The organism is Stenotrophomonas sp. Steno-Z4, from assembly GCF_056393145.1.
This window is the reverse complement of record NZ_JBWJPC010000003.1, coordinates 265,473-290,965: the sequence shown is the minus strand read 5'-3', so window position 1 is coordinate 290,965 and position 25,493 is coordinate 265,473. Positions and strand designations below refer to the sequence as shown.

Below are 25,493 nucleotides of genomic sequence, written 5' to 3'. Positions count from 1 at the left end.
GGCAAATGGCGCGCACCCTGATTTGTAATGTTATATCCTGTCACGCCACCACCGGCGCACCCGTGGCCCCCGCCTCCCCCCGCCTGACCTCCATCGACCAGCTGCGCGGCACCGTGATCGTGCTGATGCTGCTGGACCACGTGCGCGAAACCTTCTACCTGCACCAGCAGGTACCCGACCCCATGGTCGTGGACCAGGTCGAGCCCGCCCTGTTCCTCAGCCGCCTGCTCGCCCACCTGTGCGCCCCCGTGTTCGTGCTGCTCACCGGCCTGTCCGCCTGGCTGTACGGCAGCAGCCAGGCCGCCCCCCGCCGCGCCGCCTCCGCCTTCCTGCTCAAGCGCGGCCTGTTCCTGATCCTGCTGGAACTGCTGGTGGTGAACTTCGCCTGGACCCTGCAGTTCCCGCCGAGCGTGATCTACCTGCAGGTGATCTGGGCGATCGGGATCAGCATGGTCGCCCTGGCCGGCCTGCTCTGGCTGCCCCGCCCCGCCCTCGCCGCCCTGGCCCTGGTGGTGATCGCCGGCCACAACCTGCTCGACGGCATCCACGTCAGCGGCGACGGCCCGCTCGCCGTGCTCTGGAAGATCCTGCACCAGCGCGACTGGATCGCCGCCGGCGATGCCCTGCGCCTGCGAACCTCCTACCCCGTGCTGCCCTGGATCGCCGTCATCGCCTTGGGCTACACCCTCGGCCCCTGGTTCGCCCGAACCGGTGACCCCGCCCTGCGCCAACGCCGCCTGCTCTGGGCCGGCGGCGGCGCCCTGCTCGGCTTCGCCCTGCTGCGCGCCGCCAACGTCTACGGCGACGCCCCCTGGCAGGCCATGGCCAGCGCCGGGCAGACCCTGATGAGCCTCTTCAACGTCACCAAGTACCCGCCGTCCCTGCTGTTCCTGCTGCTCACCCTCGGCATCGGCCTGCTGCTGCTGCGCCTCTACGAAAACCACCGGATCGCCCGCGCACTCGCCCCGCTGGCCAGCATCGGCGCCGCCCCGATGTTCTTCTACCTGCTGCACCTGTATGTGCTGAAGCTCCTCTACGTCGCCGCAGAAGCGCGCTGGGGCCAGACCCACGGCGCCTATTTCGCCGTGGATCATGTGTGGATGCTGTGGCTGATCACCGCCGCGCTGGCGCTGGCCCTGTATTGGCCGACGCGCGGGTTCGCGCGCCTGAAGGCACGCCGCAAAGATCTTGTCTGGTTGCGGTACCTGTAGAGCCACCCCATGGGTGGCTGCGCGGTAGATCGCGAAGAGCAGCCACGCATGGCGTGGCACTACGCGCCTCGGCGCCTGCAATTGACGTTGCTGTTTCCTGCCGCCGCCCGTAGACCTTGAGGGCGCGGGGCGCCCCGCGCCCCAGCCGATAACGGTGAAGACGCCGAAAGCGTGATAATCGCGACCTGTTTTGTCGCTTATCGCCTAATGACCGCCACCGCCCTTTCCGCTTCCGACGACTTCCTTGGCCACCCCAAAGGCGTTTACGTCTGCTTCTTCACCGAGATGTGGGAGCGCTTCTCGTTCTATGGCATGAAGGCGCTGCTGCTGCTGTACCTCACCAAGTACCACCTGTTCGGCGACAAGGCCGGCCTTGACCTGCTCGGCGCCTACGGTGGCCTGGTCTACTGCATTCCCGTGTTCGGCGGCCTGCTCGCCGACCGCTGGCTGGGCATGCGCAAAGCCGTCGTGTTCGGCGGCATCCTGCTCGTCCTCGGCCACCTCGGCATGGCCTTCGAAGGCCACGCCGCCACCCGCATCGACGGCCAGATCGTGCGCGACGATGCCGCCCTCGGCATCACCTACCTCTCCCTTGCCCTCATCATCATGGGCGTCGGCTTCCTCAAGCCCAACATCTCCACCATCGTCGGCAAGCTCTACCCCGAAGGCGACCCCCGCCGCGATTCCGGCTTCTCCCTGTTCTACGCCGGCATCAACCTCGGCGCCCTGTTCGCCTCCCTCGTCTGCGGCTTCCTCGGCGAAGCCTACGGCTGGAAATACGGCTTCGGCGCCGCAGGCATCGGCATGGTCATCGGCCTGGCCATGTTCCTTTGGGGCCAGAAGTACCTGCAGGGCCACGCCGAACCCACCAACGTCGCCGCCCTGCGCCAGCGCATTGCCGGCGTCCCCCGCGAATGGTTGATCTACGGCATCGCCGTGCTCGGCGTCATTCCCGTGGCCGCCCTCATGTGGTCCGCCGCCAACGGCGCCTTCGCCATCGGCGGCGAAATCAGCCTCGCCCTGCTGCTCATGGTGGTCGTGCTCGGCGGCGTCCTGCTCTGGTTCGCCTGGTTCACCGGCACCCGCTGCACCCCCGTGCAGCGCCAGCAGATGATCGCCCTCATGGCATTGATCTTCATGGCCCTGGTGTTCTTCACCCTGTACGAGCAGACCTACGGCTCCTGGGTCACCTTCACCGACCGCATGCTCACCAAGGACCTTGTCCCCGCGCTGGTGATCCAGGGCGGCACCCCGATCCCGTGGTCGATCGCCTCCCTGCTGCTGGCGCCGCTCGGTTTCGTGGTCGCCGCACGCCTGTCCGAACGCCGCCCGGGTTCCACCGCCCCGCGGAACCTGTTCATCGCCATCGTCGCCCTGATGCTGGTGCTCCTGGTCCGCGACTGCCTGGTGATTCCGCAGACCGCCGGCTCGCTCACCTACCTGGGCGGCCTGTTCCTGGTCGTGCTCGCCCCGCTGTTCGCCGTGCTGTGGGCGTGGCTCGACAAGCGCCGGCTGGACCCGTCCAAGCCGGTCAAATCCTCGCTCGGCCTGGTGTTTGCCGCGCTTTCCTTCATCCCGCTCGCCCTCGCTGCCCAGCAGGTCGGCAGCACCGGCCAGATGGCCAGCGTGTGGTGGCTGGTGCTGGCCTACCTGGTGCTGGAGATCGGCGAGATGTGCTTGTCGCCTGTCGGCCTGTCCGCCGTCACCCAGCTGGCCGCGCCGCGCGTGGTGAGCCTGATGATGGGCACCTGGTTCCTGGCCACCGCGTTCTCCGAAACCCTCGCCGCGCTGTTCGGCAAGCTCGCCGCCATTGAAGTGCCAGAAGGCGAAACCATGAACATCGCCGCGGCCGCCGCCAGCTACGAACACCTGTTCTGGCTGCTGATGTGGATCGGCCTGGGCTGTGCTGCCGTGGCATTGGCCGGCTCGCCATTGCTGAAGCGGATGATGCACGGGGTCAAGTAAGCCGCCGCACGCCATGCACATAAACACTTCCTAACACCATTCGATCCGGTCACAGTCCGACGGGATTGGAATAAGTTGTAGATACTCGGTTTGTATCGCTCCCCACCATGGCGCTCCCTGCGTTCATGGAACTTTCCCAATGCGTCACGCTGCTCCGTCCCACCGCCCGCTCGCCGTGCTCATCGCGATGGCATTGTGCACCTCGCTTTCGTTGCCCGCACATGCGGGCAACGCCGATGCAGAAGCTGTCGATTGCGACATCGATCCTGACCACAGCGTGTGTGAGGCGCAGGACGAAGCATCATCCAGCACCACCCCGTGGCTGATTGGCGGCGTCGCGCTGGCAGGTGCCGCCGCAGCGGCGGCAGGTGGTGGAGGCGGCGGTGGTGGCAGTGACGGCGGCGGTGATGGAGGTGGTGTCCCGCCGGGCTCGGAAGGCGGCCAGTACGGCGGCAACCAGTTCCTGGCCGGACCGGGCAGCGAGATCAGCTGGGACCGCAACGTGGAAACCCGCGTCACCGGAGCGGCCCGCAACGAAGGCAGCCTGCGCATCAACGCGGGCACCCTCAGCGTGCGCAATGACGGCCACCTGCGCAACACCGGCACCCTGCGCATCGGCCAGGCCGCCAGCCTGGTGGTGGAGAACGATGGTGACCTGGACAACCATGGCACCCTCGAACTGCACGGCCAGCTGCAGCTGCGCCGCGATGGCAGCCTGGAGAACCACGGCAGCCTGCAGGCGCAGGGTACGACGATCCAGCTGGATGGCGAGTCCGACATCGAGAACCTCGGCGACATGCAGCTGCGCGACACCGTGGTCAGCATGGGCGGCGAGAGCGAATTCGACAACGGCGAACGCCGCCGCAACGCCACGCTCGGCGTCCAGGGCGGCGGCTTTGCGCTGACCGGTATGGCCGAGTTCGAGAACCACGGCACCGTCCACGCCGGCGGCACGCTCAACCAAGGTTCGCTGGTGCATGCGGTTACCGCGCGCGTCGGCAACGAGCGCGACATCATCGAAGCCTTCGACAACCATGGCCTGATCACCCTGCAGGGCAACGCGCGCGTGCTCAGCCTGATGGCCGACAGCCATGCCAGTGCCGGCATCAACCGCGCCGGCGCGCAGATCATCAGCCACGCCCAGCGTCAATCGGCGATGCATGCCGAAGGCGCGCAGGCGACGCTGATCAACCAGGGCACGCTGACCGTGACCGGTGACGGTGCGGTGGCGATGGCCGGTGCGCGCGGCGCCACGCTGATCAACGACGGGGTGATCAACCTCGGCGTGGCCGGCGGCAACAACGGCCAGAACATGGTGGCCATGCAGTCCGACGGCTCGGCCACGCTCAACAACCGCCGCGGCGGGGTGATCAACATCCATGCCGACAACTCGCACGCGTTCCAGATGGGCGCCAGTGGCGGCGGCCGCCTGATCAACAACGGCCAGGTCAATGTGTATGGCAATGGCAGCGGCGTGCACGCCGACCAGCCGACACAGGATGCCGATCGCCCCGCCCCCGACCTGGGCTGGCAGGCACCGCGCGGCGTGTCGGGCTACACGGTGGGCACCCATGCCGATGGCAGCGCCGGGCAGATGGTGCTGCATGAGGGCGGTGAGCTGGTCGACGTCCGTGTCGATACCGGGTTCACCCGCGGCACCGACGATTCGCAGATCCGCCTGGAGGACGTCTTCGTCGGCGCCGACGGCGGTGATGACAACATCGCCAGCGCCACGGTGGTGTGGCAGGCGCAGGCCGAGCGCGACGCGGCCGGCAATGTCGACGTGGTGATGGCCCGCAACGACTACCGCGATATCGCCGATGCCGACACCCAGAGCGTCGCCGCAGCGCTGGAGGCGGGCTACGCCAACAATGCGCTGTACCACAGCCTGGAAGTGGCTGACGCCGCTGAGTTCAACCACGCTCTGCAGCAGCTGTCCGGCAACGGCCTGGCGGCCGCCAGCATGCGCCTGGCCGCCAACGGCGACGCGTTCTGGTCGAGCCTGGCCCGCGCCAGGCCCGGCAACGGCACCCACATGATCGCGTTCGGACCGGGCACGGCCACGGCGTCGGGCGTGCAGGGTACCGGCACCGGCGTGCAGGTCGCGATGGCGCTGGGGGGTGGTCGGCAGCTGCTGCTGGGCACCGGCCTGCTGGGCTCGGATTTCTCCACCGATGGCGGCCAGACGCGTTCGCAATCGCGATTTGCCGGGGTGGGCATGGCCCAGGCGCTGGGCGCGTTCACCCTGCAGCACACGCTGGGCAACGAATGGCACCAGACCGATGGCCAGCGCCAGTTGCATTGGGGCAGCACGCGCATGAGCGCGCACAGCCAGCGCACGCTGTCGCGTACCCGCGTGGGCAGCACGCTGGGCATGGAACTGGCCGGCGGCGGGCTGCGCTGGCAGCCGCGGCTGGGGGCAACGGCGTATCACGCCCGCGAGGGTGCCTTCCATGAGTATGGGGCCGGCGCATTGGGATTGTCGGTTGGCGCAGGAACGCGCAGTGGTGTGCAGCTGGAGCTGGGCACCGCCTTCAGTGGGCGCCTCGGCCATGGGTGGACCCTGCGCGGTGATGCATCCGCATTCCGGTCGGTGGCGTATCGCGCCGACGCGCGCACCGCCACGCTCCACGGTGCAGGCGATCACGCGTTCACCGTTCCAGGGTTGGCGCCGTCCGGACTGGATTACCGGGTGATGCTGGGCGCCGATTATCGCTACCTGCGCGCCGACCTTGGCGGTGCGGTGATGGCGGAACGGCTGATGGGCGTTCGCGATGTGCAGGCGCAGATGCAGGTACGCATGGCGTTCTGATCCGGCCTGCGGATGGCGGGGCGGCAACGCCGCCCCGCCTTCGTCATGGTTGCGCTGCGGTCGACGCTGAAGCGGTCTGGCCGCCGAGGCTGCGCGACAGGAAGGCCAGCAGGCGGGTGTAGTACTCGCGCTGGTGTTCCTGGGTGTAGAAGCCGTGGCCTTCGCTCTTGTAGTACAGGCTTTCAACCGGCGTGCCGGCGCGGCGCAACGCGGCTTCCATTTTCTTCGTGTGCTGGATCGGGGCGCGCTTGTCTTCGCCACCGGCGGCCAGGAACACCGGCACTTTCACCTGCGCGGCCAGGTTCACCGGCGAACGCTCCGCCAATGCTTCCGGTGCGCCGAGCCAGTCGCGCAGGTAGTTCATCCCGGAGCGATCGCTCTGGATGTCGCCGCGCTCGAACATCAGCGGCAGATCGTAGATGCCCACGTACCCGGCCGCGCACTGGTACAGCCCCGGCTCGCGCACGGTGCCCATCAACGCGGCATAGGCCCCGTAGCTGGCGCCGTAAATGCAGATGCGCTTCCCATCGGCAATGCCCTGCTCGATCGCCCAGCGCGTGGCATCGGTCACGTCGTCCTGCATGCGCAGGCCCCACTGGTGCCTGGCCGCTGCGGTGTGCGCGCGCCCGTAGTTGGACGAGCCGCGGAAGTTGATCTGCAGCACCGCATACCCGGCCGCCGCGAGCAGCTGGGTCTCATGCTCATAGCTGCCGTCGTCGAACACGCCGATCGGGCCGCCGTGTGGTACCACCACCATCGGCAGCAGGCGCGCCTCCTTGCCATTGGGCACCGTCAGGAAGCCGTGCAGCGGCAGGCCATCGCGCGCCTTCAGTGCCACCGGGCGCACCTGTGCGCTCTGTGACGGGTCGATCCAGCTGCTGCGGCTGGCCAGCAGCCTGGCCTTCTTCTCCACCGTGTCGTAGCGGTAGAAGTCGCCCGGGTTGCTGCCCGACCAGGTCTGCGCCAGCACGATGCGCCCATCACGGGTGCTGGAGGTGATGTACACCGGGCTGCGCAGTGCGGCCTGCAGGCTGCGGTACAACCTCGCGGTGCTGGAGGTGTCGTCGAAGAAGCGCGCCTTCGGCACGTCCCCGTAGTACAGCGCGCCCACCGGAATGCGGGTACCCGGCTGGTAGATCACCAGGCCCGGGTCCACCACCTCGTCACGCAACAGGGTGTGGCGCTCGTTGGTCTGCGGGTTCCAGCTGACGATGGCATCGGGGCCCTCGGCCTGCTCGATCCACAGGTAGGCCAGGCTGCCGTCGGCGGAGAAGCCCAACGGCTTCTCAACGCGCCGGCTTACCGCTTCGTCGTTGAGCAGCACCCAGTCCTCGCCGCGCTGCACGCGGTAGTACAGCTTCTGCACGTTGTCCGAGCCCGAACCCAGTGCAAACCGCACTTCGCCGGTGTTGTCTGTGGTGAAGTGCGCGCCCTGCACGGGCGAGCGCGCCACGATGATCCGCCGCCCGGTGACCGCATCCATGCGTTCGATGCGGGTGTAGGGATTCTCGGCGAACGGCCACACGGCAATCAGCACGTTGCGCTCGTCGTCGGCGAGCTCGTCGGTCAGGAAGGCCGATACCTGGCTGTCGTTGAGCCCACCAACCCGATAGCCGACCAGCAGCTCGCCGCTCCTGCCATCGGCGTTGATGCCGTACAGCTCGCCGGTCGGGCGGGGTTTGTCCAGGCGGCCCCACTTCTGCGCCAGTCCGATCACCAGGCGCTCGTTGCTGACCCAGTCGAAGCTGCCGGCGTGGTTGTCGCGCGGCGGACGGAACGAGCCGACCATCGCCATGTCGGACGTGCGCAGGATCGCGATGGCGGTCGCGTCCTGGAGCGGAACGCTGGCGGCAACATAGGTGCCGTCCGGCGAAATTTTGATGTTGGTGAACGCATCGTCGCGCAGGTAGCGCTCCAGGTCGACCGCGCCGGCCGTCGCCGACAGCAACGCACAGCCGGCGCCCAGCAGCGCGGCCATCAGTGTCTTGCGCATCCTTCCCCCTTGGTCCGGACCCCCTGTCCGGGTCGCCGATTCTAGACAGAACCGCGCGCGCGGCGCCATCCGCCCACGGCCAGAAACACGAACGGCACCCGCAGGTGCCGTTCGTGCGTCATCGTGGTTGCGCTCAGGGCGAGGCGGCGCCTGCCGCGCCCGCGGTCTTGCCACCCAGGCTGCGGGACAGGAACGCCAGCAGCTTGCCGTAATACTCGCGGCGATGCGGGTCGGTGTAGAAGCCATGGCCTTCGGTGGAGTAGTACAGCGATTCCACCGGCACGCCGGCCTTCTGCAGCGCCGCCTCCATGCGCTTGGTGTGCTGGATCGGGGCGCGCTCGTCTTCGCCGCCAGCGGCCAGGAACACCGGCACCTTGATGCGGTCGGCAAGGTTGACCGGCGAAACCGCGGCCACGTCGTTGGGGCTGCCCAGCCATTCCTTCAGGTAGGTGCTGCCCGAACCGCTGCGCTGGACATCGCCGGTGGTGTGCATCATCGGCAGGTCGTACACGCCGACGTAGCCGGCGGCGCAGCGGTACATGCCCGGCTCGCGGGCCGCGCCCATCATCGCCGCGTAAGCGCCGTAGCTGGCGCCATAGATGCAGACCCGGGCGGGGTCGGCGTGGCCCTGGCTGATCGCCCAGCGGGTCGCATCGGTGACGTCGTCCTGCATGGCGGCGCCCCACTGTTTGGCGCCGGCGTGCCGGTACGCACGGCCGAAGTTGCCCGAACCACGGAAGTTGACCTGCAGCACGGCGTAGCCTGCCGCGGCCAGCATCTGCGCTTCGGAATCGTAGCTGCCGTCGTCGAACACGCCGAACGGGCCGCCATGCGGCATCACCACCATCGGCGGCTTCGCCCCTGCCGACGCGGCCGGCAGGGTGAGGTAGCCGTGCAGCTCCATGCCGTCGCGCGCCTTGAAGGCATACGGCTGCACCTTGGCGGCGGTGTCCGGGTCGATCCAGGCGCCGCGGCTGATCAGGTGGTCGGCCTTCTTGGCGACCGTGTCGAAGATGTAGAAGTCACCTGGATTGCTTCCCGACCAGGTTTCCACCAGCACACTGCGGCCATCGCGCGTGCTGGAGGCGATGAACACCGCATCACCGCCGAACGCGGCTTCCAGGCTGCGGTACAGGCGCGCGTCGGCCGAGGTTTCGTCGAAGAAGCGGGTGCGCGGCTTGTCGCCCAGGTAGAGCGCGCCGACCGGAACACGGGTGCCGGGGCGGTAGATCAGCCGGTCCGGGTCCACTACCGCGTCGCGCAGCAACGGGTTGCGGGTGCCGGTGACCGGGTCCCAGGTGACGATGGCATCGGGGCCGTTGGCCTGCTGCACCTGCAGGTAGGCGGTCTTGCCGTCTTCGGAGAAACCGAGCGCGGTTTCGATGCGGCCGGTATCGGCCTCATCGTTCACCAGCTTCCAGGTGTCGCCGATGGCATCGCGGTAATAGAGTTTGTTGACGTTGTCGATACCGGCACCGTGGGCGAAGCGGATCTGCCCGCTCGGGTCGCTGGTGAAATCGGCGCGGCGTACCGGCGAGCGGGCCACCGTGACGCGGCGGCCGCTGGCGATATCCATGCGATCGACACGGGTGAACGGATCGTCGCTGAACGGCCACACCGTGACCAGCACGTTGCGCTCGTCCTGCGGCATCGAGTCGATCAGGAAGGCGGCGACCGCTTCGACCTTCTTCGGTTGGATGCGGGTGCCCGGACCGTTGCCTTCGACTCGATAGCCGACCAGCAGTTCGCCGCGGCCGCCATTGGCGTTCATGGCGTACAGCTCACCGGTGAGCTGCGGCTGGTCGAGGCTGCCGAACTTTTCGGCCAGGCCGATCAGCACGCGCTCGTTGTTGACCCAGTAGAAACTGGTGGCGTGGTTGTTGCGCGGCGGCACGAACGAACCGGTGACCTTGCCGGTGGCGCGGCTGAGGATGGCCAGTGCGGTTCGGTCTTCCATCGGCACGGTGGCGGCGTAGTAGTCCCCGCCCGGGGACAGCTTGATGTCGGTGAACGTGTCTCGCTTGAGATAACGCTCAAGCTCCAGCTCCGCCGCAGCCACCTGCCCCACCGCCCCGCACAGCAGGGCCAAGACGGCAAGGGCCGCCCATTTCGAGTACTTCATCCTTCCCCCTCCAACCAGACACCTTGTCCGTGATGGGCGATTCTAGTCAGTTCGGCGTCGGGCAAGCCAGTGGCGACACTCCCGGGCGTTTTCGGGACAGGAAAGAAAAATGGCACCGCGAACGGTGCCATTTGGACGTGCATTGACGGAGAGAGAGAGAGAGATCAATGCACGCCGCGGAACGCCAGGCTCAGGGCCAGGATGGACAGGATCACGGCGATGGTGCCGTCGAGGATCCGCCAGGTACGGGGTTTGGTGAACAACGGGGCCAGCAGGCGGGCACCGAGGCCCTGGGCGGTCAGCCACAGGCAGCTGGCGGTGACCACGCCGGCGGCGAACGCCATGCGGGCATTGCCGAAGTTTTCGGCAATGGAGCCGATCACCATCATGTCCAGCCAGAAGTGCGGGTTGATCAGCGAGAAACCGACCGCAGCGGTCAGCACGGCGCGGCGCGAGGTGGTGTCGCCGTCATCGACCTGCATGCCGCCGCCACCGGCCAGCGCGCGCCGGGCCGACTGCCAGGCGTACCAGCTGAGGAACGCCACGCCGCCCCACAGCACCACGGTGGTCAGCCAGGGCAATGCCTGGGTCAGGGTGCGCAGGCCGGCCACGCTGGCGAAGATGAAGATCGCATCGATCGCCGCGCAGGTCGCCACGACCGGCACGATGTGCTTGCGCAGGATGCCCTGGCGCAGGATGAAGGCGCTCTGGGCCCCGACCACGGCGAACAGGCCGATGCCGGCTGCGGCACCACTGAGCCACGCGGCCAGACCGGGGCCGCCGGAAATGAAGGAGAACATGGGATACCACCTGTGTTGCTGGGGGGCGGTGCCTCGCCAGGGCGTACAGCACCGTGATGGCGCGTATTGTCGCGCCGCAACATGGAAAAGTAGAGCTAAACTTACTTAACCATCTTTAGCGGAACTTAAGACAATGCGCATCGACCATGCCCAGCTCCGCGCCTTGGCGGCGGTGATCCGCGAAGGCAGTTTCGACCGCGCGGCGCAGTCGCTCAATGTCACCGCCTCGGCGGTGTCGCAGCGGGTAAAAGCGCTGGAAGACCGGGTCGGGCGGCTGCTGGTCAAGCGCTCTTCGCCGGCGGTGGCCACGCCGGAAGGCCAGGTGCTGGTGCAGCTGGCCGAGCAGACGGCGCTGCTGGAGCACGATGCGCTGCACCGGATGGGTATTGCCGATGAGGACCTGCCGCACGCCAGCATCCCGGTGGCGGTGAACCACGACAGCCTGGAAACCTGGTTCCCGGAGGCGGCGCTGAATTTCGCGCGGCAGACCGGGACGACGCTGGACCTGCGCTCGGAGGACCAGGACCACACGGTGGCGCTGCTGCGCCAGGGCGCGGTGCTGGGCGCGGTGACCACGCTGGACGAGCCGGTGCAGGGTTGCCAGATCCACGCGCTGGGCAGCATCCGCTATGCGGCCACGTGCACGCAGGCCTTCCACGACCGCTACTTTGCCAAGGGGGTCAACGCGCAGTCGCTGGCCCAGGCGCCGGTGCTGGTGTTCAACCGCAAGGACGACATGCAGGCACGGTTCGCGCGGCGGCTGGCGGGCGACGACCTGCCGATGACGGCGCCGACCTGGTGGATTCCGTCAACGCGGGCGTTCGTGCAGGCCAACGTGGGCGGGCTGGGCTGGACGATGAACCCGCTGCCGCTGGTCAAGCGCCACCTGGACGCGGGGCGGCTGGTGCTGATGAAGCCGCGCGCGTGGGAAGACGTGCCGCTGTACTGGCAGCACTGGAAGGGCGACGTGCAGACGATGGCGCTGCTGACCAGGGCCGTGCTGGCGGCGTCGGCTACGTTGGTGCGCCGCAGACGGTAGGTACCCGCCGTTGCCGGGTACGCCTTCACGTGCCGACCAGCGGTCGGCACCTACCGTGGCCTTCAAGCATCCAGCGCGGGGCATTCGATGGAATCGGATCCGGTCTATCTGCATATCCGGGTGGTGCTGAGCATCATCCTGGGGTTGAGCATCACCACGCTGGTGAAGGGATTGGCGTCGATCATCGAGCACCCGGCCCGGCGTGGCGGGTGGTCCGGCATCCATCTGTGCTGGCTGCTGTGGACGCTGGTGTCGGTGGTGACGTTCTGGTGGTGGGAGTTCCGGCTGGCGGAGGTGCGGCAGTGGACGTTCGGGCTGTATCTGTTCGTGATCAGCTATTGCGCGAGCTGGTACATGCTGTGCGTGCTGCTGCTGCCCGATGACCTGCGCGAGTACGGCAGTTACGAGACGTACCTGATTGAACGGCGCGCGGGGTTCTTCGGCATGCTGGCGCTGGTGACCCTGCTGGACCTGGGCGACACGGCGATCAAGGGTCACAGCCGCTGGCAGATGCTCGGCGAGGCGTACCCGGTGCATACCGGGATCATGCTGGTGATTGCCGGGGTGGGCATCGCAAGCCGTTCGCGACGGGTGCACCAGGGGCTGGCCGTGCTGGCGCTTGTTTACCAGTGCGGGTATTTCCTCGCTGAATATTTCACCTTGGGGTCCGATTGATCCCTGCGATGCTGCGTTGCACCAAATCCGTACCGATTCGGGCTAAAATTGGGCCATGGATGCGCCAAGAGCTTGTTTCTTCACGCTTCTTCCACGAAGCGCCGTCATCCTGCCCTCATCTCCCCACATGAGATATCCATGAAAAAGTTAGCGAAGGTCGTCCTCGGCCTGCTCGTGCTGTTGCTGATCGCAGCGGCCGTATTCCTGTACTGGCCCCTCCACCAGCGTTCGGTTCCGGCCGCGGGCAACGACAAGCCGGTCGACGTCGTGCTGGTCGGCGGCGGCATCATGAGCATCACCCTGGCCACCTTCCTGCAGGAACTGCAGCCAGACTGGAACATCCAGGTGTTCGAACGCCTCGACGGCGTGGCCCTGGAAAGCTCCGATGGCTGGAACAACGCCGGCACCGGGCATTCGGCCTTCGCCGAACTGAACTACACCCCGGAACTGCCCGATGGCAGCATCGAGACCAAGCGCGCGGTCGGCATCGCCGAGCAGTTCGAGATCTCCCGCCAGTTCTGGTCGCACCAGGTCAAGGAAGGCCGGCTCAGCCAGCCGTCCGACTTCATCAACCCCACCCCGCACATGAGCTTCGTGTGGGGCGATGACAACATCGCCTACCTGCACAAGCGCCAGCAGGCGCTGGTCAGGAACCCGCTGTTCTACGGCATGCAGTACTCCGAAGACCCGGCGCAGATCAAGGCCTGGGCCCCGCTGCTGATGGAAGGCCGCGACCCGAACCAGAAGGTCGCCGCCACCTGGATGCCGCTGGGCACCGACGTCAACTTCGGCGTGATCACCCGCCAGCTCACCGCCGGCCTGCAGCGCAACCCCAACTTCAGCCTGCACCTGGAACATGAAGTCCGCGCCCTGCGCCAGAACGACGACAAGACCTGGAACGTCACGGTCAAGGACCTCAACGCCGGCACCGAGTCCACCCTCAAGTCGCGCTTCGTGTTCATCGGCGCCGGCGGCGCCGCGCTCAAGCTGCTGCAGCTCTCCAACATCCCCGAAGCCAAGAACTACGCCGGCTTCCCGGTCGGCGGCCAGTTCCTGGCCTTCAAGTCCCCGGCCATCGCCGGCCGCCACGGCGTCAAGGCCTACGGCATGGCCGAGACCGGCTCGCCGCCGATGTCCGTGCCGCACCTGGATTCGCGCAAGCTCGATGGCAAGCCGGTGGTCCTGTTCGGCCCGTTCGCCCTGTACAGCACCAAGTTCCTCAAGCACGGCTCCTGGTTCGACCTGTACTCCTCGGTCAACCACAACAACGTGGCCGGCATGCTCGACGTCGGCGCGGAGAACCTGGACCTGGTGAAGTACCTGATGGGCCAGGCCCGCCTCAACGACGACGACCGCCAGGCCGAACTGGTGAAGTACTTCCCCAACGCCAAGCGCGAAGACTGGGAACTGGTCACCGCCGGCCAGCGCGTGCAGATCATCAAGCACGACCCGGAAAAGGGCGCCGTCCTGCAGTTCGGCACCGAAATCGTCACCGACAAGGACCACACCCTGGCCGCCCTGCTCGGCGCCTCCCCGGGTGCCTCGACCTCCCCGCCGATCATGCTGGACCTGCTCAAGAAGGCCTTCCCCGAGCAGATGGCCGCCGGCTGGGAAGCCCGCCTGGCCCAGATCGTGCCGTCCTACGGGCGCAAGCTCAACGACAGCCCGGCCCTGACCAACGAGATCCGCCGCCAGACCAGCGACACCCTGCGCCTGCCGTACCTGGACGTTCCGGTGGAAACCAGCCCGGCAGTGATGCTGACGCCGCCGCCGGTGACCCCGGCAGCGCCGGCCAAGGAAAAGCGCAACGCCAACGAGGAATTGCAGGCGTTGTGAGCCTTTCCGGCACCGCGTAGACACGCATGGCGTGTCCCTACAACCGGCCCTCGCGGGCCGGTTTTTTTTTGCCTTTGCCTGTTCCGGCCGCCCCGCGCCCCAACTCGTAGAAACGAGACGCCCTCGCTTTCATCTCGTTAAATTATTGTAATTAGAATGCGAACGATTTACATTTGCGTCCCACTGTGCCCCACGGCCCCCGCTGAGACCGCGTATGTCCTTCCGTTCCCGCTCTGCTTCCGTCCGCCGCGCCCCGCTCGGCCTGGCCCTGCTTTCCGTGCTGTCGCTCGCCGCGCCCCTCGCGCAGGCCGAGACCGCCGATGCCGCCAGCGATGCCAAGACCCTGGACCAGGTGAACGTCGTCGGCTCCCAGCGCGCGCCGTCCAGCACCACCCGCCTGCCCATCACCCTGCAGGAAACCCCGCAGTCCACCAGCGTGCTCGCCCTCGACCGCATCCAGAACGAATCGCTGTTCTCGATCAACGACGTCATGCGCAACATCACCGGCGTCAACGTCTCCTTCTACGACACCCAGCGCCCCCTGTACTACGCGCGCGGCTTCACCATCACCGACTTCCAGGTCGACAGCCTGCCCACCTACAGCGGCTCCACCAACCAGGAATACGACACCGCCTTCTACGACCGCATCGAAGTCATCCGCGGCGCCAACGGCCTGCTCAGCGGCGCCGGCATTCCCTCGGCCACCGTCAACCTGCTGCGCAAGCGCCCCGGCAAGGAGTTCGACGCCTCCTTCGCCATCAGCGCCGGCAGCTGGGACTTCCGCCGCATGGAAGCCGACGTCAACGCCCCGCTCACCCGCGATGGCCGCTTCCGCAGCCGCGTCGTTGCCGCCTATACCGATCGCGAGCTGTATTACGACCGCTACAAAGAAGACAAGATGGCCGGCATGGCCGTGCTGGAAGGCGACCTGACCGATTCCACCACCGTCACCGTCGGCTACCAGCGCCAGGACAACAACCCGGTCGGCTCCACCTGGGGCACCGTGCCCTTCTTCAACAGCGACGGCACCTTCGCCCACCTCCCCCGCGAAACCAACATGGCCCCCAAGTGGAGCTACTGGCAGCGCGAAACCAGCACCGCCTTCGCCAACCTCGAACAGCGCTTCGGTGAGAACTGGCTGCTCAAGCTCAACACCGCCTACACCCGCGGCAACGTCCAGAACGTGCGCGTCTACGGCAGCGGCTACCCCGATCCCGTGAGCGGTGCCGGCACTTACCTGCTGGCCGGTGCCGGCGATGCCGAAGACACCCGCAAGGGCGCCGACCTGTTCCTGTCCGGCACCTTCCCCGCCTTCGGCCGCGAACACGATGTCGTCGTCGGTGGCAGCTGGTCCGACCTCGAAGCCACCACCTGGACCCTTACCTCGGTGGCCAACTGGCGCTACAACATCCCCGACATCCGCAACTGGAACGGCGACATTCCCGAGCTGACCGCCAGCCGCACCGGCGCCCGCCGCATCGCCCGCACCCGGCAGAGCGGCGTGTACGCCTCCACCCGCCTGCGCCTGGCCGATCCGCTGTCGCTGATCGCCGGCGCACGCCTGAGCCGCTGGGAAACCCTGACCCGCGCCTACAACGCCGCCGGCACCTACACCGGCACCAGCGGCCAGTACAAAGTCACCGACGAGGTCACTCCCTACGTCGGCCTGGTCTACGACATCGTGCCCGACTTCTCGGTGTACGCCAGCTACACCGAAATCTTCAACCCGCAGAACTACAAGGACCGCAACGAGAACCTGCTCGCCCCGGTGGAAGGCTCCAACCTGGAAGCCGGCATCAAGTCGCAGTGGTTCGACGGCCGGCTGACCGCCAACGCCGCCATCTTCGAAGCCAAGCAGGACAACTACGCCGTGCGCGACATGAGCCTGCCGGACGGCTCACTCAGCGATGGCACCTCGGCCTACATCGGCGTCAACGGCACCAAGTCGCGCGGCTGGGAAATGGACATCAACGGCGAGATCCGCCCGGGCTGGACCGTCAATGCCGGCTACACCCACGTCAAGGTGACCCGTGCCAGCACCGACCTGATCTACGCCAACCTGCCCGAGGATTTCCTGCAGCTCAACACCAGCGTGCGCCTGCCCGGCGTGCTGGACCGCCTGACCGTGGGCGGCGGCTTCTCCTGGCAGAGCGAAGTGGAGGGCTACAACATCCCCTACCCGCTGGGCGGCACCCGCACCGTGCGCCAGCCGGCCTACATGCTGGTCAACCTGCACGCCAACTACCAGATCAGCGACAGCTGGACCGCCACCCTGAGCGTGCGCAACGCGCTGGACAAGACCTATTGGGCCAACCTGGACTACAACAACTACGGCGAACCGCGCTTCATTTCGGCGAGCCTGCGCTGGAAATACTGATCGTCAGCAGGGTCGCGTTTCGCGCAGGCCCCACAGCACCGGCAGCACCAGCAGCGCGACGGCGGCGATCATCGCCCCGGGCGCTGCCGCCCAGCCGGTGTGGCGTACCAGCAGTTCGGCCAACAACGGGGTGGCGCCGCCGAAGAAGGCGGTGGCCATGGTCACGCCCAGCGCCAGGCCGCTGAGCCGGCCTTCGCCGGGGAACTGTTCGGCGGTGGCCGGCGCGGCGACGGCGCTGACGCCGCCGGCCAGGCAGGCCAGCACCACGGCGGCCAGTGCGATCTGCACCGCGCTGCCGGTGGCCATCACGCCAAACATCGTCAACGGCAGCAGCGCTGACAACAGTGCCAACCCGATCAACACCGGGCGTCGCCCCACCTTGTCGGACAACGCGCCCACCAGCGGGGTCACGCCGATCACGGCGACGGCGGCGATGGTGGACAGCCACAGTGCCTGGGATTCGCCGATGTCACTGGCCGAGCCGAGAAACGCTGGCACGTAGGTGATGCCCACGTAGTAGGTGATCGAACCCAGCGCGGAGATGGCGAAGGTGCGCGCGACCGCGCCGCGGTGGTAGCGCCAGGTATCGCGGATCGGCGAGGTCGGTACCGTGCCGGCAGCCACCTGGCGTTCGAATTCGGGCGATTCGTGCATGGTCGAGCGCGCGAGGAGGATCGCGCCGGCCAGGGCCGCACCGATGAAGAAGGGAATGCGCCAGCCCCAGCCATCGAGCTGGGCGCTGCTGAGCAGCGCCACGGTCAGTGCCGAGAGTGCAACGGCGAGCAGGGCACCCACTTCGCTTGCGGCGGAGGCGAGAGAGGTCACCAGCCCGCGCCGGCGGATGGGGGCGCTTTCCAGCAGGTACGCCACCACGCCGGTGTATTCGCCGCCTACCGAGAAGGCCATGACGCAGCGGAGCAGCAGCAACAGCACGCCGGCGGTGGCGCCGATGCTGTCGAAGGTCGGCAGCAGCGCGGTGGCCAGCATCGCCAGCGTCATCAGGGCCATGGAGGCCAGCAGCATGTAGCGGCGGCCGAAGCGGTCACCGAAGTGGCCGAAGCAGAGCGCGCCGAGGGGCCGCATCAGGTAGCTCACCGCGAAGCCGGCCAGGGTGGCCAGCAAGGCGTTGTCGCCCCCGCCGAAGAACACCCGCGACAGCACCGTGGCCAGGTAGAGGTACAGGGTGAAGTCGTACCACTCCACCACGGTGGACAGACCAGCGACGATCATGGAGCGGGTGGGTGTGGCGGGCGGTGGGTTGGTCATGGGGTGGAAGCCTACGACAGCAGACCTGCAGGCGATGTCGTCGTGGGGACGCCGTGCCTGGCTCACGCATTCCGTGGGACACGCGTGGCGTGTCACTACGTCCGGGTGTAGGGGCACGCCATGCGTGTCGTCACGCGGTACGGGCGTAACGCAGGAGGCGTCCGCGCCCTGGCGAACTGCTTTCATCCTCGCCGAAGCCGCCCTCTTCGCTCGCTTCATACCCCTGCAGGGCCATGGCGCGCGAGAAGCCGCCGAGGTTGCCGCGACCGGGATCGGTCAGCAGCAGTTCGGCCGTAGGCTTGGCGTGGCGCTCCATCACCGCGGCGATCTGTACGCCGTGGCCCCGCTCGTACAGCACATCGCTGCCGATGATCAGGTCGAACCGACCCAGTGACGTATCTGGCATTTCCCAGGGCAGGTCGCGGTAATGCACGGCCGGCAGGTCGTTGAGCCCGGCGTTGTAGGCCAGGAACGATTCGGCCAGCGGATGGTGGTCACTGGCCACCACGTTGGCACCACGATGCGCCAGCACCAGGCTGGACAGGCCCAGCCCGCAACCCAGTTCCAGGATGCGTTTGCCGGCCACGTCGTACTGGCTCATGGTCTCGGCCAGCACCCGGCCGGCGGGCCAGACCTGGCCGAACAGGCTCCACAGCGAGGAATGGATGCCGGCGCGTTCGGCGCGGCCGGTGGGATCGGCGAACTGCTGCAGGTCGCTCAGGGCACGAATACGGAACTCGTGGCCGTTGACGGCAACCGTGAGAATGCGGGTGGTATAGCCCGGCATGTGCGCTCCATGAAACACGGAGAGCCGGCCCACCCCGGTGGCGGACGGCTCGAAAGGGGAGCGAAGCGGGCGACCGCAAGGGGCCGCGCAGGACGCGCGAAACGGCGTGGGACGCACCCATCCTACAGGACGGGTGGTTTCCGCCCTTCACTCAGTACCGGATCTGGCAATTGGGACAGAAGAAGGTGCGCCGCCGGCTCTTGCCGGGGTAGGTCTTGGAAACCGGGCCGCCGCAGGTCGGGCAGGTCCGCTTGGTATGGATCTGCCAATGCTTCTTGAGCTCGAAGGCGCGCTTCCATTCCAGGAACAGGAAGCTGTAGGCGCGGGCGTCGGCAATGACCCGGCCGAGTACCCGCGGCGGCAACGCTCCCACCGTGCTTTCCGGGTGCACCCGCTGGCGGAACAGCACTTCGTTCTTGATGATGTTGCCGACGCCGGCAAACAGCTCCTGGTCCAGCAGTGCATCGCAGATAAGGGTGTCCGGCTGCTGCTTCAGACGGCGCCGGGCCAGGCGGGGGTCCCACGCGTCGTTCATCACGTCGGTGCGCCAATCGTAGGTTTCGTCCAGCTTGCCTTCGATGTACTTCAGCGATGAGGCGTAGATGTTCAGCTCGCCGTTGTCGAACTGCAGCGAAACGCGCGGGGGCGATGGCTTGCGTTCGTCGATGCGGTAGCTGCCGAACATCAGCATGTGCACGCGCAGGCTGAAGCCGCTGAACTCGATCAGGAAGTGTTTGCCCCAGCTGCGCAGCGCGATCACGCGCCGCCCCTCCATGCGGGTGAGATCCAGGGAGCTGTTGCCCAGCGCCCGGCGCACGGTCTTGCCACGGAACTTCGCCGCCGCCTCGCGCAGGATGACGATGGAAGGACCTTCAGGCATGCAACCGCTCCTGCAGGCGCGCCGCGTTGACCACGGCAAAGCCGTGCGCGGTGTTGTCGAAGATGACCCAGCGGGGTCCACGTGCATGGCGCACCTGCGCGGCCAGCGCGTCCAATGCCGCGTCGTCGTAGTCGCTGTAGTACATCCGCGGTGCGCCGTGCCAGCGCCAGTAGCGCCACGTCGGTGCACCGCCCGGTTGGGCCGCCGCCGGCACGCGCGCTGGATCGGCCCCCAGCCGCGAGACGCCGTGACGCAGCAGCAACGCGTCGGCCGTGTCGGTGAACCAGCTGGCATGGCGCGGCTCGCACGCCAGCGGCACCCCGCTGCGCCTGCGCAGCGCGCGGAAGAAGCTCGAGGCGCGGCGGGTATCCAACGCCAATGAGGGCGGCAACTGCAGCAGCAGGCCGCCCAGCTTGGTGCCGAGCGCGCTGGAGTCATCGAGGAAGCGGTCAAGCAACGGCCCTACGCCGACCAACGCCGAATCGTGGGAGATCGTGCGCGGGATCTTGACCGAAAAGCGGAACCCGGGCGGCACACTGGCCGCCCAACGCTCGTAGGTGCCGGGCTTGTGCGGCCGGTAGAACGAGGAGTTGATCTCCACTACGGGAAACCGGGTGGCGTAGCGCGCGAGCATGCTCTCCCCGGGGCCGAACAGGTCAGCGTAGCGGCCCGGAATGGACCAGCCAGCGCAGCCGACCAGCGGCCCGGAGGAGGCAGGCATGTCCGGCGTTCCTCAGACCTGGATCTCGCCCTGGTCTTCACCGTCCCAGTAATGGATGCGGTGCGCGTGGACGTGGATCAGGACCAGGCCGGGGGTGTCCACACCCTGTTCGAACCAGCGCTCCAGGCTCTTCTGCCAGTGTTCGCGCATCACTTCCTTGTCGCGGATGATCCGGCCCTTGCCCTGCACGAACACGAACAACGGCGGTTTGCCGAGCAGACCCTTGCTGCCGACGAAGCTCAGCGCGGCCTTGGGCTCGGCCTGCAGCTCGCGCACCATGTCGGTGCTGTCCAGCGAGAAGAACCAGCTGTCACCGTCGTAATCGACATCACCGTTGTTGCTCATCGGGCGGCCGGCGATCTCGCCGTTGTCGGCGAAGGTCTGCAGCATGGTGAAGTCGATGCCGGCCATCTTCTTGGCCAGGTCGTGCAGGGTGAGCGTGGTCATGGCGGTATCCGTGCGGGAATCGGGTACTGCCAGACTCGGTGGGGGGCCGTGACCGGATCGTGCACGTGCCATGTCGTGGCGTTCACGGCGGTGAGTTGTTGCCGATGAACACCGGGTTGGAATGGAACCACAGGTCCTGCCAGGGATCTTCGCCTTTGATGTCGACCAGTGGCGTCGGCTCATCCGTGTTGCTGCCGCGTGCACGTACGAATCCGCCGCCGGGCGGCGCCGGCAATTCCCACGTCACCTCATACCACTGACCTTCCTGCTTCCACTCCTTGGCGGTAAAGCGCCGGGTCTGCATCCTGGGCGCCTGGCCGGTGCCACTGCCGAAGATCAGCTGCAGCTGGCGCAGCGCCGGATGTCGCCCGATCGCATTGGCGCTGTCCGGCGTTCGCACCCGCAGCTGCACGCGCATCGGCGTACCCGCTGCCACGGTCACGCCCCCGCCCATGTGCCCCACCCCACCGCTGCCATCGACCGCCTGCACGGTCAGCTCCAATGCATCGATCAGGTCGCCGGTCACCGCGAACATGCGCCCGGCACGCACGCCGCCGAGGATGTCATCGGCTTCCGGGCGTGCCCAGACATACGTCTTGCTGTACTCACCGGGATCGAAATCGCTGCCCCCGTCGCGCTGGTTCACGTGCGAATCGGAACTGGCGGTGATCCAGAAGCGGCTACCGTCGGCCAGCATCTGGTCCCAGACGCCGCCGACCTGCGTGGTCATCTGATCGAAGCCGCCGAAGGTCGGCGCCGCCGCATTCCGGTACAGGCCGCGCTCGGAGCGGGTAGCCTGGTGCCCGGGCGCGCCCTCCATGCCGACCAGCACCTGCGGCGCAGCGGCATGCCACGCCTTCAGCTCAGCAGGCTCCACTTCGCCCCACTGCCCCACCCCGGTGGCGGTTCGCGAGGGGTGGTTGATCAGCATCAGCGGCAGCGGACGCAGCCCGCGCATGTGGACCAACGCGTCCAGCATGTGCTGGTGGGTATCGCGGCTACCCGCTTCCAGCGGTTCACCGCGACCGTAGTGGCGCTCGATCGTCACCAGCTGTTCGGCTTCGCGCGCGCCCGGCGCGATGATCAGCGAGGCGTGTTCGCCGGCCGGCACATCGAACTCCATGCCGTTGAACTGGATGACCTCGGGCACGTCCTGCCGGGCCTGCAGCAGCGCCGGATAGGCGTGATCGCGGGTCACCGCCGAGTGGCCCGGGCCGCCGTGGTCGGTGTGCACCATCCAGCGCAGCCCGAAGTGCCGCGCCCGTTCAGCGTTGTGGCTGCGGGTGTAGGACGAGTCGCCGCCACGGATCGGTGTGGGCGGCGTGGTGCTGCGGTCCCAGTCCACGCTCCATTCGCTGTGCACGTGGTGGTCGCCAGGCTGCCAGTCGCGACCGGCATCAGGATCGGCAGGCGACGCCGTGGTCGGCGCCGCAAGGAGCGCCAGCAGGAGAAGTGTCTGCATGATCAGAAGTCGGCGCGCAGGCCCAGGCTGATGCGGCGGCCCGAGGCTTCGTACATGGTCGGGAAGGATGGATCCATGGTGTAACCGCTGGTGATCTCGTTGGTCAGGTTGATGCCCTTCAGGCTGACCTTGATGTTGTCGGTGATCCGGTAGCCGATCGACACATCCATCTGGCCATAGGCATCGCGCCAGATCGGGTACATGTCATAGCCGATCGATTCCACGTATTCGTCCTTGTGGTTGTAGGACACGCGGGCATCGAACCGGTCATTTTCGTAGTACGCAGTAAGGTTCCAGGTCTTCTCGGCCAGGCCCGGCATCGGCGTGCGGATGCCCAGGTCGGACTCACCGGCCAGCGAGCTGTCCAGCACGGTGTAGTTGGCATTGACGCCGAAGCCTTCCAGCATGGGGTGGAACATGCCCAGTGGCAGCTGCGCCACCAGCTCCACGCCGTCCACCTGGTAGGAACCCTTGGCGTTCACCGGCTGGTACACGTCGAAATCGAAGATGCCGTTGAGGGTGCCGTTGGCGTTGTACACGGCCACATCCTCGACCACGCCGGTCAACGAGTTGATCACCACGCCGTCGATGTTCTTGCGGAAGTAGGAAGCGGCAAACAGCGCGCCGTTGTCCAGGTACTTCTCCAGGCCCACTTCCCACTGCTTGGCGTAAGTGGGCTTCAGCTCCGGGTTGCCATCGGTGAAGCGGTACGAGCTCCAGCTGGCGGTGCGCTTGTAGGCAATGTCGGTCAGCGCCGGGCGCATCATGGTCTTGGACGCGGCCGCACGCAGCAGCAGGCCCTGGGCCAGTTCGGCGGTCATGTTGAAGCTGGGCAGCAGGTCGTCGTAGCTGCCGTCCCTGGACACCGGGGCATCGGTGTAGCCGGTGCTGCCATCGGGCCGCTGGATCGGGTGGTAGCCGAACGAGGTGACGCTGGTATCGACATAGCGCGCTCCGGCGTTGATGTTGACCGGCACGTGGCCGATCTCGAAGGCGAAATCCGCCATCGCGTACACGCTCGTCACCTTCTCATCGACCTGGTAGAACTGGCCGGCGTCGAAGGGGGTGTAGAAGCCGTCATAGCGGAAGGCGCGGCGTGCGTAGTCGTTGGACACCTGCTGCCAGTCCAGGTCCTTGATGGTGTAGTCGCCGCCGGGAACGATGTCGCCGATCCACTGCAGCGGGCTGTCGGCCAGGGTGCGGGTGTTGACCCAGGCGCTGCTGCCGGCGGTCGGCCCGGTGATCTTGAGCTCGCCATACTCGCGCTGCTTGGAGCGGTCGGTGTAGCGCGCCCCGAACTTCAGGTCACGCAAGGCCGGCAGGAAGGCCAGGTCGAGCATGCGGGTCACGTTGACCTGGGCGGCGTACTTGTCGTCGTCCACCTTCTCCAGCGTGGTTTCGTAGGCTTCGAACAGGTACTTGTCCGAGGCGTTGTACATGTCGAAGCCGCCCGGCGTGCTGGGGATGGTTTCGCCGCTGCGGCCGGTCCAGCGGGTGCGCGAAGGCGCGTAGGCGACGTGCTTGAGGTTGGAGAAGTCCGAGGTCTTCTCCGCGCCGGAATAGCCGGCCATGGCATCGATGTACCAGTCCTGGCCCTTCCAGTCGAGCGCAACGCTGTACTGGCTGTAATCGGTCTTGTTGATCCGCTCCTTGCTCAGCATCTCGTGCTGGGTGGCGGTGTAGGACACATCGCGCAGCACCACCATGCCGTACTCGGACAGGGTGCTGGCGTCGTATTCGTGGATGGTGTCGAGGGTGCTGCGGCTGGAGGCGGAATAGGCCGCCGCGTCGTACTCGTCCTCGGTTGAATCGTAGCCGCCCAGCATCGCATCGAAGGTCAGGCTGAAGCTGCTGCTGGGCTTGTACTGCAGCGACGCGGTGGCGCCCCACTTGTCCTGCTCGTTGAGGTAGACGCGGTCGCCGACCTTGTCCTGGAAGACCACCCGATTGGTTTCATCGGTGTCGGTGCGGTTGGCGATGTTCACCCCGGCGTCGCGGGCCAGCACGGCCTGGGCCTGGGTACCGCGCGTGCCGGACGCCCCCAGGAAGCGCGACATCGGACGGAAGTTGATGCCCGAGGTGGAGTCGGTACGGTTGGTGCGCTTGGACTGCGAGTACGACACCAGGCCGCCCCAGTCGCCCCAGGTATCGGCGGCCAGGAAGGCGAAGCGCGGGTCGACTTCTTCGGAGATGCTGTTGTGTGCGCCCTCGGCCGACAGCACCAGCTTGCGCTCGTTGTAATCGAACGGTCGCGCGGTGGTGATCTTCACCGAGCCGGCGATGCCGCCCTCTTCGTCGGCGGCGGTGGGCGACTTCTGCACCGTGACCTGCTGGATGATCTCCGAGGCGAACATGTCGAATTCCACGTCACGCCCGCCACTGCCCGAAGCAGTGGCCAGGTCGTTGATCGACACGTACGTGTACTCCGAAGGCAGGCCGCGCACGTTGACCTTGGTGCCCAGGCCCTTGCTGCGCTCGATGGTCACGCCGGGAACGCGCTGCAGCGCTTCGGCCAGGTTCTGTTCCGGAAAGTCGGCCACGTCGGTGGCGACGATGGAGTCGGAAAAGCCGATGTTGTTGCGCTTCAGGTCGACCGCCTGTTCCAGGCTGCGGCTGTAGCTTCCGGTCACCTGGATGGTTTCCAGGTTCTGCGCGCCGGGCGCGGCGCCTTCGCCCGCAGAAGCCTGCAGCGGGGCGGCCCCGGCCTCGGCTGCCGCCATCGGCGCAACCACGCCGGAGGTGGGCGCGTTGCCCGCCGTCGCCGCTTCAATGGTGACCGTACCGGCATTGAGGTAGCGGTAGCGCAGCCCGGTGCCGGCCAGCAGGCGGTCAAGCGCCGCCTCCGCGCTCAGGCCCGCCGGCACCGCCGGGGTGCGCGGATTCCCCGCCACCTGCGCGTTGTAGACGAACTGCAGGCCGGTCTGGCGCGACAGCGCGTTGAGTGCCATGTCCAGCGGCTGCGAGGCGATGGCGTCGGCGGCAAGCCGGGTCGGTTCTGCAGCGGTAGCCGTCGCGGTGGCCTGCAGGGCAAGGGCGATCGAAAGGAACAGAGTGCAGCGCATCGTGGGATCCAGTGAGGGAATGGCGGTGGCGTTCCCCA

Annotated in this window: 17 protein-coding genes; 7 read left to right on the top strand and 10 right to left on the bottom strand. The window is 67.2% G+C overall.

Annotation, left to right across the window (positions count from 1 at the left end; translation table 11 throughout):
* Window positions 1-5: 5 nt before the first annotated feature.
* The 3 genes from AC06E7_RS10145 to AC06E7_RS10135 all read left to right on the top strand — a co-directional run bounded on the left by AC06E7_RS10145 (window position 6) and on the right by AC06E7_RS10135 (window position 5,988).
* Window positions 6-1,211, top strand: coding sequence for an acetyltransferase domain-containing protein (locus AC06E7_RS10145; protein ID WP_478064462.1), 1,206 nt, complete (start codon window positions 6-8; stop codon window positions 1,209-1,211).
* A 207-nt stretch (window positions 1,212-1,418) separates the two neighbouring features.
* A complete protein-coding gene (locus AC06E7_RS10140; protein WP_449325023.1) occupies window positions 1,419-3,176 on the top strand; it encodes a peptide MFS transporter in 1,758 nt (585 codons plus the stop codon).
* A 139-nt stretch (window positions 3,177-3,315) separates the two neighbouring features.
* Window positions 3,316-5,988, top strand: a complete 2,673-nt coding sequence (locus AC06E7_RS10135; RefSeq protein WP_478064460.1) for a hypothetical protein — start codon at window positions 3,316-3,318, stop codon at window positions 5,986-5,988.
* 43 nt (window positions 5,989-6,031) lie between these two features.
* On the opposite strand, the gene AC06E7_RS10130 is transcribed toward AC06E7_RS10135, so the two are convergent.
* From AC06E7_RS10130 to AC06E7_RS10120, 3 genes are all read right to left on the bottom strand, one after another.
* Complete coding sequence (locus AC06E7_RS10130) at window positions 6,032-7,981, bottom strand: alpha/beta hydrolase family protein (RefSeq protein WP_478064459.1); 1,950 nt, start codon at window positions 7,979-7,981, stop codon at window positions 6,032-6,034.
* A 133-nt stretch (window positions 7,982-8,114) separates the two neighbouring features.
* Window positions 8,115-10,103 carry an alpha/beta hydrolase family protein gene (locus AC06E7_RS10125; protein WP_478064457.1) on the bottom strand — a complete coding sequence of 663 codons (1,989 nt, stop codon included), beginning with the start codon at window positions 10,101-10,103 and terminating at the stop codon, window positions 8,115-8,117.
* A gap of 164 nt (window positions 10,104-10,267) precedes the next feature.
* Entirely contained in the window at window positions 10,268-10,903 is a 636-nt protein-coding gene (locus AC06E7_RS10120) for a LysE/ArgO family amino acid transporter (RefSeq protein WP_478064456.1), read from the bottom strand.
* A gap of 133 nt (window positions 10,904-11,036) precedes the next feature.
* Here AC06E7_RS10120 and AC06E7_RS10115 point away from each other — a divergent pair, with 133 nt between their 5' ends.
* From AC06E7_RS10115 to AC06E7_RS10100, 4 genes are all read left to right on the top strand, one after another.
* Complete coding sequence (locus AC06E7_RS10115; protein WP_095363419.1) at window positions 11,037-11,942, top strand: LysR family transcriptional regulator ArgP; 906 nt, start codon at window positions 11,037-11,039, stop codon at window positions 11,940-11,942.
* An 87-nt stretch (window positions 11,943-12,029) separates the two neighbouring features.
* On the top strand, window positions 12,030-12,617 hold the full coding sequence (locus AC06E7_RS10110; RefSeq protein WP_478064454.1) for a hypothetical protein: 588 nt from the start codon (window positions 12,030-12,032) through the stop codon (window positions 12,615-12,617).
* A gap of 138 nt (window positions 12,618-12,755) precedes the next feature.
* Window positions 12,756-14,453 carry a malate dehydrogenase (quinone) gene (mqo, locus tag AC06E7_RS10105; protein WP_478064453.1) on the top strand — a complete coding sequence of 566 codons (1,698 nt, stop codon included), beginning with the start codon at window positions 12,756-12,758 and terminating at the stop codon, window positions 14,451-14,453.
* Between the two features lie 214 nt (window positions 14,454-14,667).
* Window positions 14,668-16,830, top strand: coding sequence for a TonB-dependent siderophore receptor (locus AC06E7_RS10100; RefSeq protein ID WP_478064451.1), 2,163 nt, complete (start codon window positions 14,668-14,670; stop codon window positions 16,828-16,830).
* Between the two features lie 3 nt (window positions 16,831-16,833).
* Here AC06E7_RS10100 and AC06E7_RS10095 read toward each other — a convergent pair whose 3' ends face one another.
* From AC06E7_RS10095 to AC06E7_RS10065, 7 genes are all read right to left on the bottom strand, one after another.
* Window positions 16,834-18,096 (bottom strand): MFS transporter, encoded by a 1,263-nt coding sequence (locus AC06E7_RS10095; RefSeq protein WP_478064450.1) that lies wholly within the window; start codon window positions 18,094-18,096, stop codon window positions 16,834-16,836.
* A gap of 130 nt (window positions 18,097-18,226) precedes the next feature.
* The gene (locus AC06E7_RS10090) at window positions 18,227-18,883 is read right to left on the bottom strand and encodes a class I SAM-dependent methyltransferase (RefSeq protein ID WP_068850060.1); all 657 of its coding nucleotides are present in this window, start codon (window positions 18,881-18,883) and stop codon (window positions 18,227-18,229) included.
* Between the two features lie 151 nt (window positions 18,884-19,034).
* Window positions 19,035-19,763 (bottom strand): DNA-formamidopyrimidine glycosylase family protein, encoded by a 729-nt coding sequence (locus AC06E7_RS10085; protein ID WP_354277509.1) that lies wholly within the window; start codon window positions 19,761-19,763, stop codon window positions 19,035-19,037.
* Window positions 19,756-20,484: a DUF72 domain-containing protein gene (locus AC06E7_RS10080; RefSeq protein ID WP_478064448.1), complete on the bottom strand. Its 729-nt coding sequence runs from the start codon at window positions 20,482-20,484 to the stop codon at window positions 19,756-19,758. Before AC06E7_RS10080 ends, AC06E7_RS10085 begins: the two co-directional genes overlap by 8 nt.
* A gap of 12 nt (window positions 20,485-20,496) precedes the next feature.
* On the bottom strand, window positions 20,497-20,931 hold the full coding sequence (locus AC06E7_RS10075) for a pyridoxamine 5'-phosphate oxidase family protein (protein ID WP_093533219.1): 435 nt from the start codon (window positions 20,929-20,931) through the stop codon (window positions 20,497-20,499).
* A gap of 82 nt (window positions 20,932-21,013) precedes the next feature.
* A complete protein-coding gene (locus tag AC06E7_RS10070; protein ID WP_478064446.1) occupies window positions 21,014-22,393 on the bottom strand; it encodes a CehA/McbA family metallohydrolase domain-containing protein in 1,380 nt (459 codons plus the stop codon).
* A 2-nt stretch (window positions 22,394-22,395) separates the two neighbouring features.
* Window positions 22,396-25,455 (bottom strand): TonB-dependent receptor, encoded by a 3,060-nt coding sequence (locus AC06E7_RS10065; protein WP_478064445.1) that lies wholly within the window; start codon window positions 25,453-25,455, stop codon window positions 22,396-22,398.
* Window positions 25,456-25,493: the final 38 nt, after the last annotated feature.

Coding starts and splice junctions, on each gene's coding strand:
- AC06E7_RS10070 (WP_478064446.1), bottom strand. CDS start 22,393: ATGCAGACACTTCTCCTGCTGGCGCTCCTTGCGGCGCCGACCACGGCG.
- AC06E7_RS10080 (WP_478064448.1), bottom strand. CDS start 20,484: ATGCCTGCCTCCTCCGGGCCGCTGGTCGGCTGCGCTGGCTGGTCCATT.
- AC06E7_RS10130 (WP_478064459.1), bottom strand. CDS start 7,981: ATGCGCAAGACACTGATGGCCGCGCTGCTGGGCGCCGGCTGTGCGTTG.
- AC06E7_RS10065 (WP_478064445.1), bottom strand. CDS start 25,455: ATGCGCTGCACTCTGTTCCTTTCGATCGCCCTTGCCCTGCAGGCCACC.
- AC06E7_RS10090 (WP_068850060.1), bottom strand. CDS start 18,883: ATGCCGGGCTATACCACCCGCATTCTCACGGTTGCCGTCAACGGCCAC.
- AC06E7_RS10135 (WP_478064460.1), top strand. CDS start 3,316: ATGCGTCACGCTGCTCCGTCCCACCGCCCGCTCGCCGTGCTCATCGCG.
- AC06E7_RS10120 (WP_478064456.1), bottom strand. CDS start 10,903: ATGTTCTCCTTCATTTCCGGCGGCCCCGGTCTGGCCGCGTGGCTCAGT.
- mqo (WP_478064453.1), top strand. CDS start 12,756: ATGAAAAAGTTAGCGAAGGTCGTCCTCGGCCTGCTCGTGCTGTTGCTG.
- AC06E7_RS10115 (WP_095363419.1), top strand. CDS start 11,037: ATGCGCATCGACCATGCCCAGCTCCGCGCCTTGGCGGCGGTGATCCGC.
- AC06E7_RS10095 (WP_478064450.1), bottom strand. CDS start 18,096: ATGACCAACCCACCGCCCGCCACACCCACCCGCTCCATGATCGTCGCT.
- AC06E7_RS10140 (WP_449325023.1), top strand. CDS start 1,419: ATGACCGCCACCGCCCTTTCCGCTTCCGACGACTTCCTTGGCCACCCC.
- AC06E7_RS10100 (WP_478064451.1), top strand. CDS start 14,668: ATGTCCTTCCGTTCCCGCTCTGCTTCCGTCCGCCGCGCCCCGCTCGGC.
- AC06E7_RS10085 (WP_354277509.1), bottom strand. CDS start 19,763: ATGCCTGAAGGTCCTTCCATCGTCATCCTGCGCGAGGCGGCGGCGAAG.
- AC06E7_RS10110 (WP_478064454.1), top strand. CDS start 12,030: ATGGAATCGGATCCGGTCTATCTGCATATCCGGGTGGTGCTGAGCATC.
- AC06E7_RS10145 (WP_478064462.1), top strand. CDS start 6: ATGGCGCGCACCCTGATTTGTAATGTTATATCCTGTCACGCCACCACC.
- AC06E7_RS10125 (WP_478064457.1), bottom strand. CDS start 10,103: ATGAAGTACTCGAAATGGGCGGCCCTTGCCGTCTTGGCCCTGCTGTGC.
- AC06E7_RS10075 (WP_093533219.1), bottom strand. CDS start 20,931: ATGACCACGCTCACCCTGCACGACCTGGCCAAGAAGATGGCCGGCATC.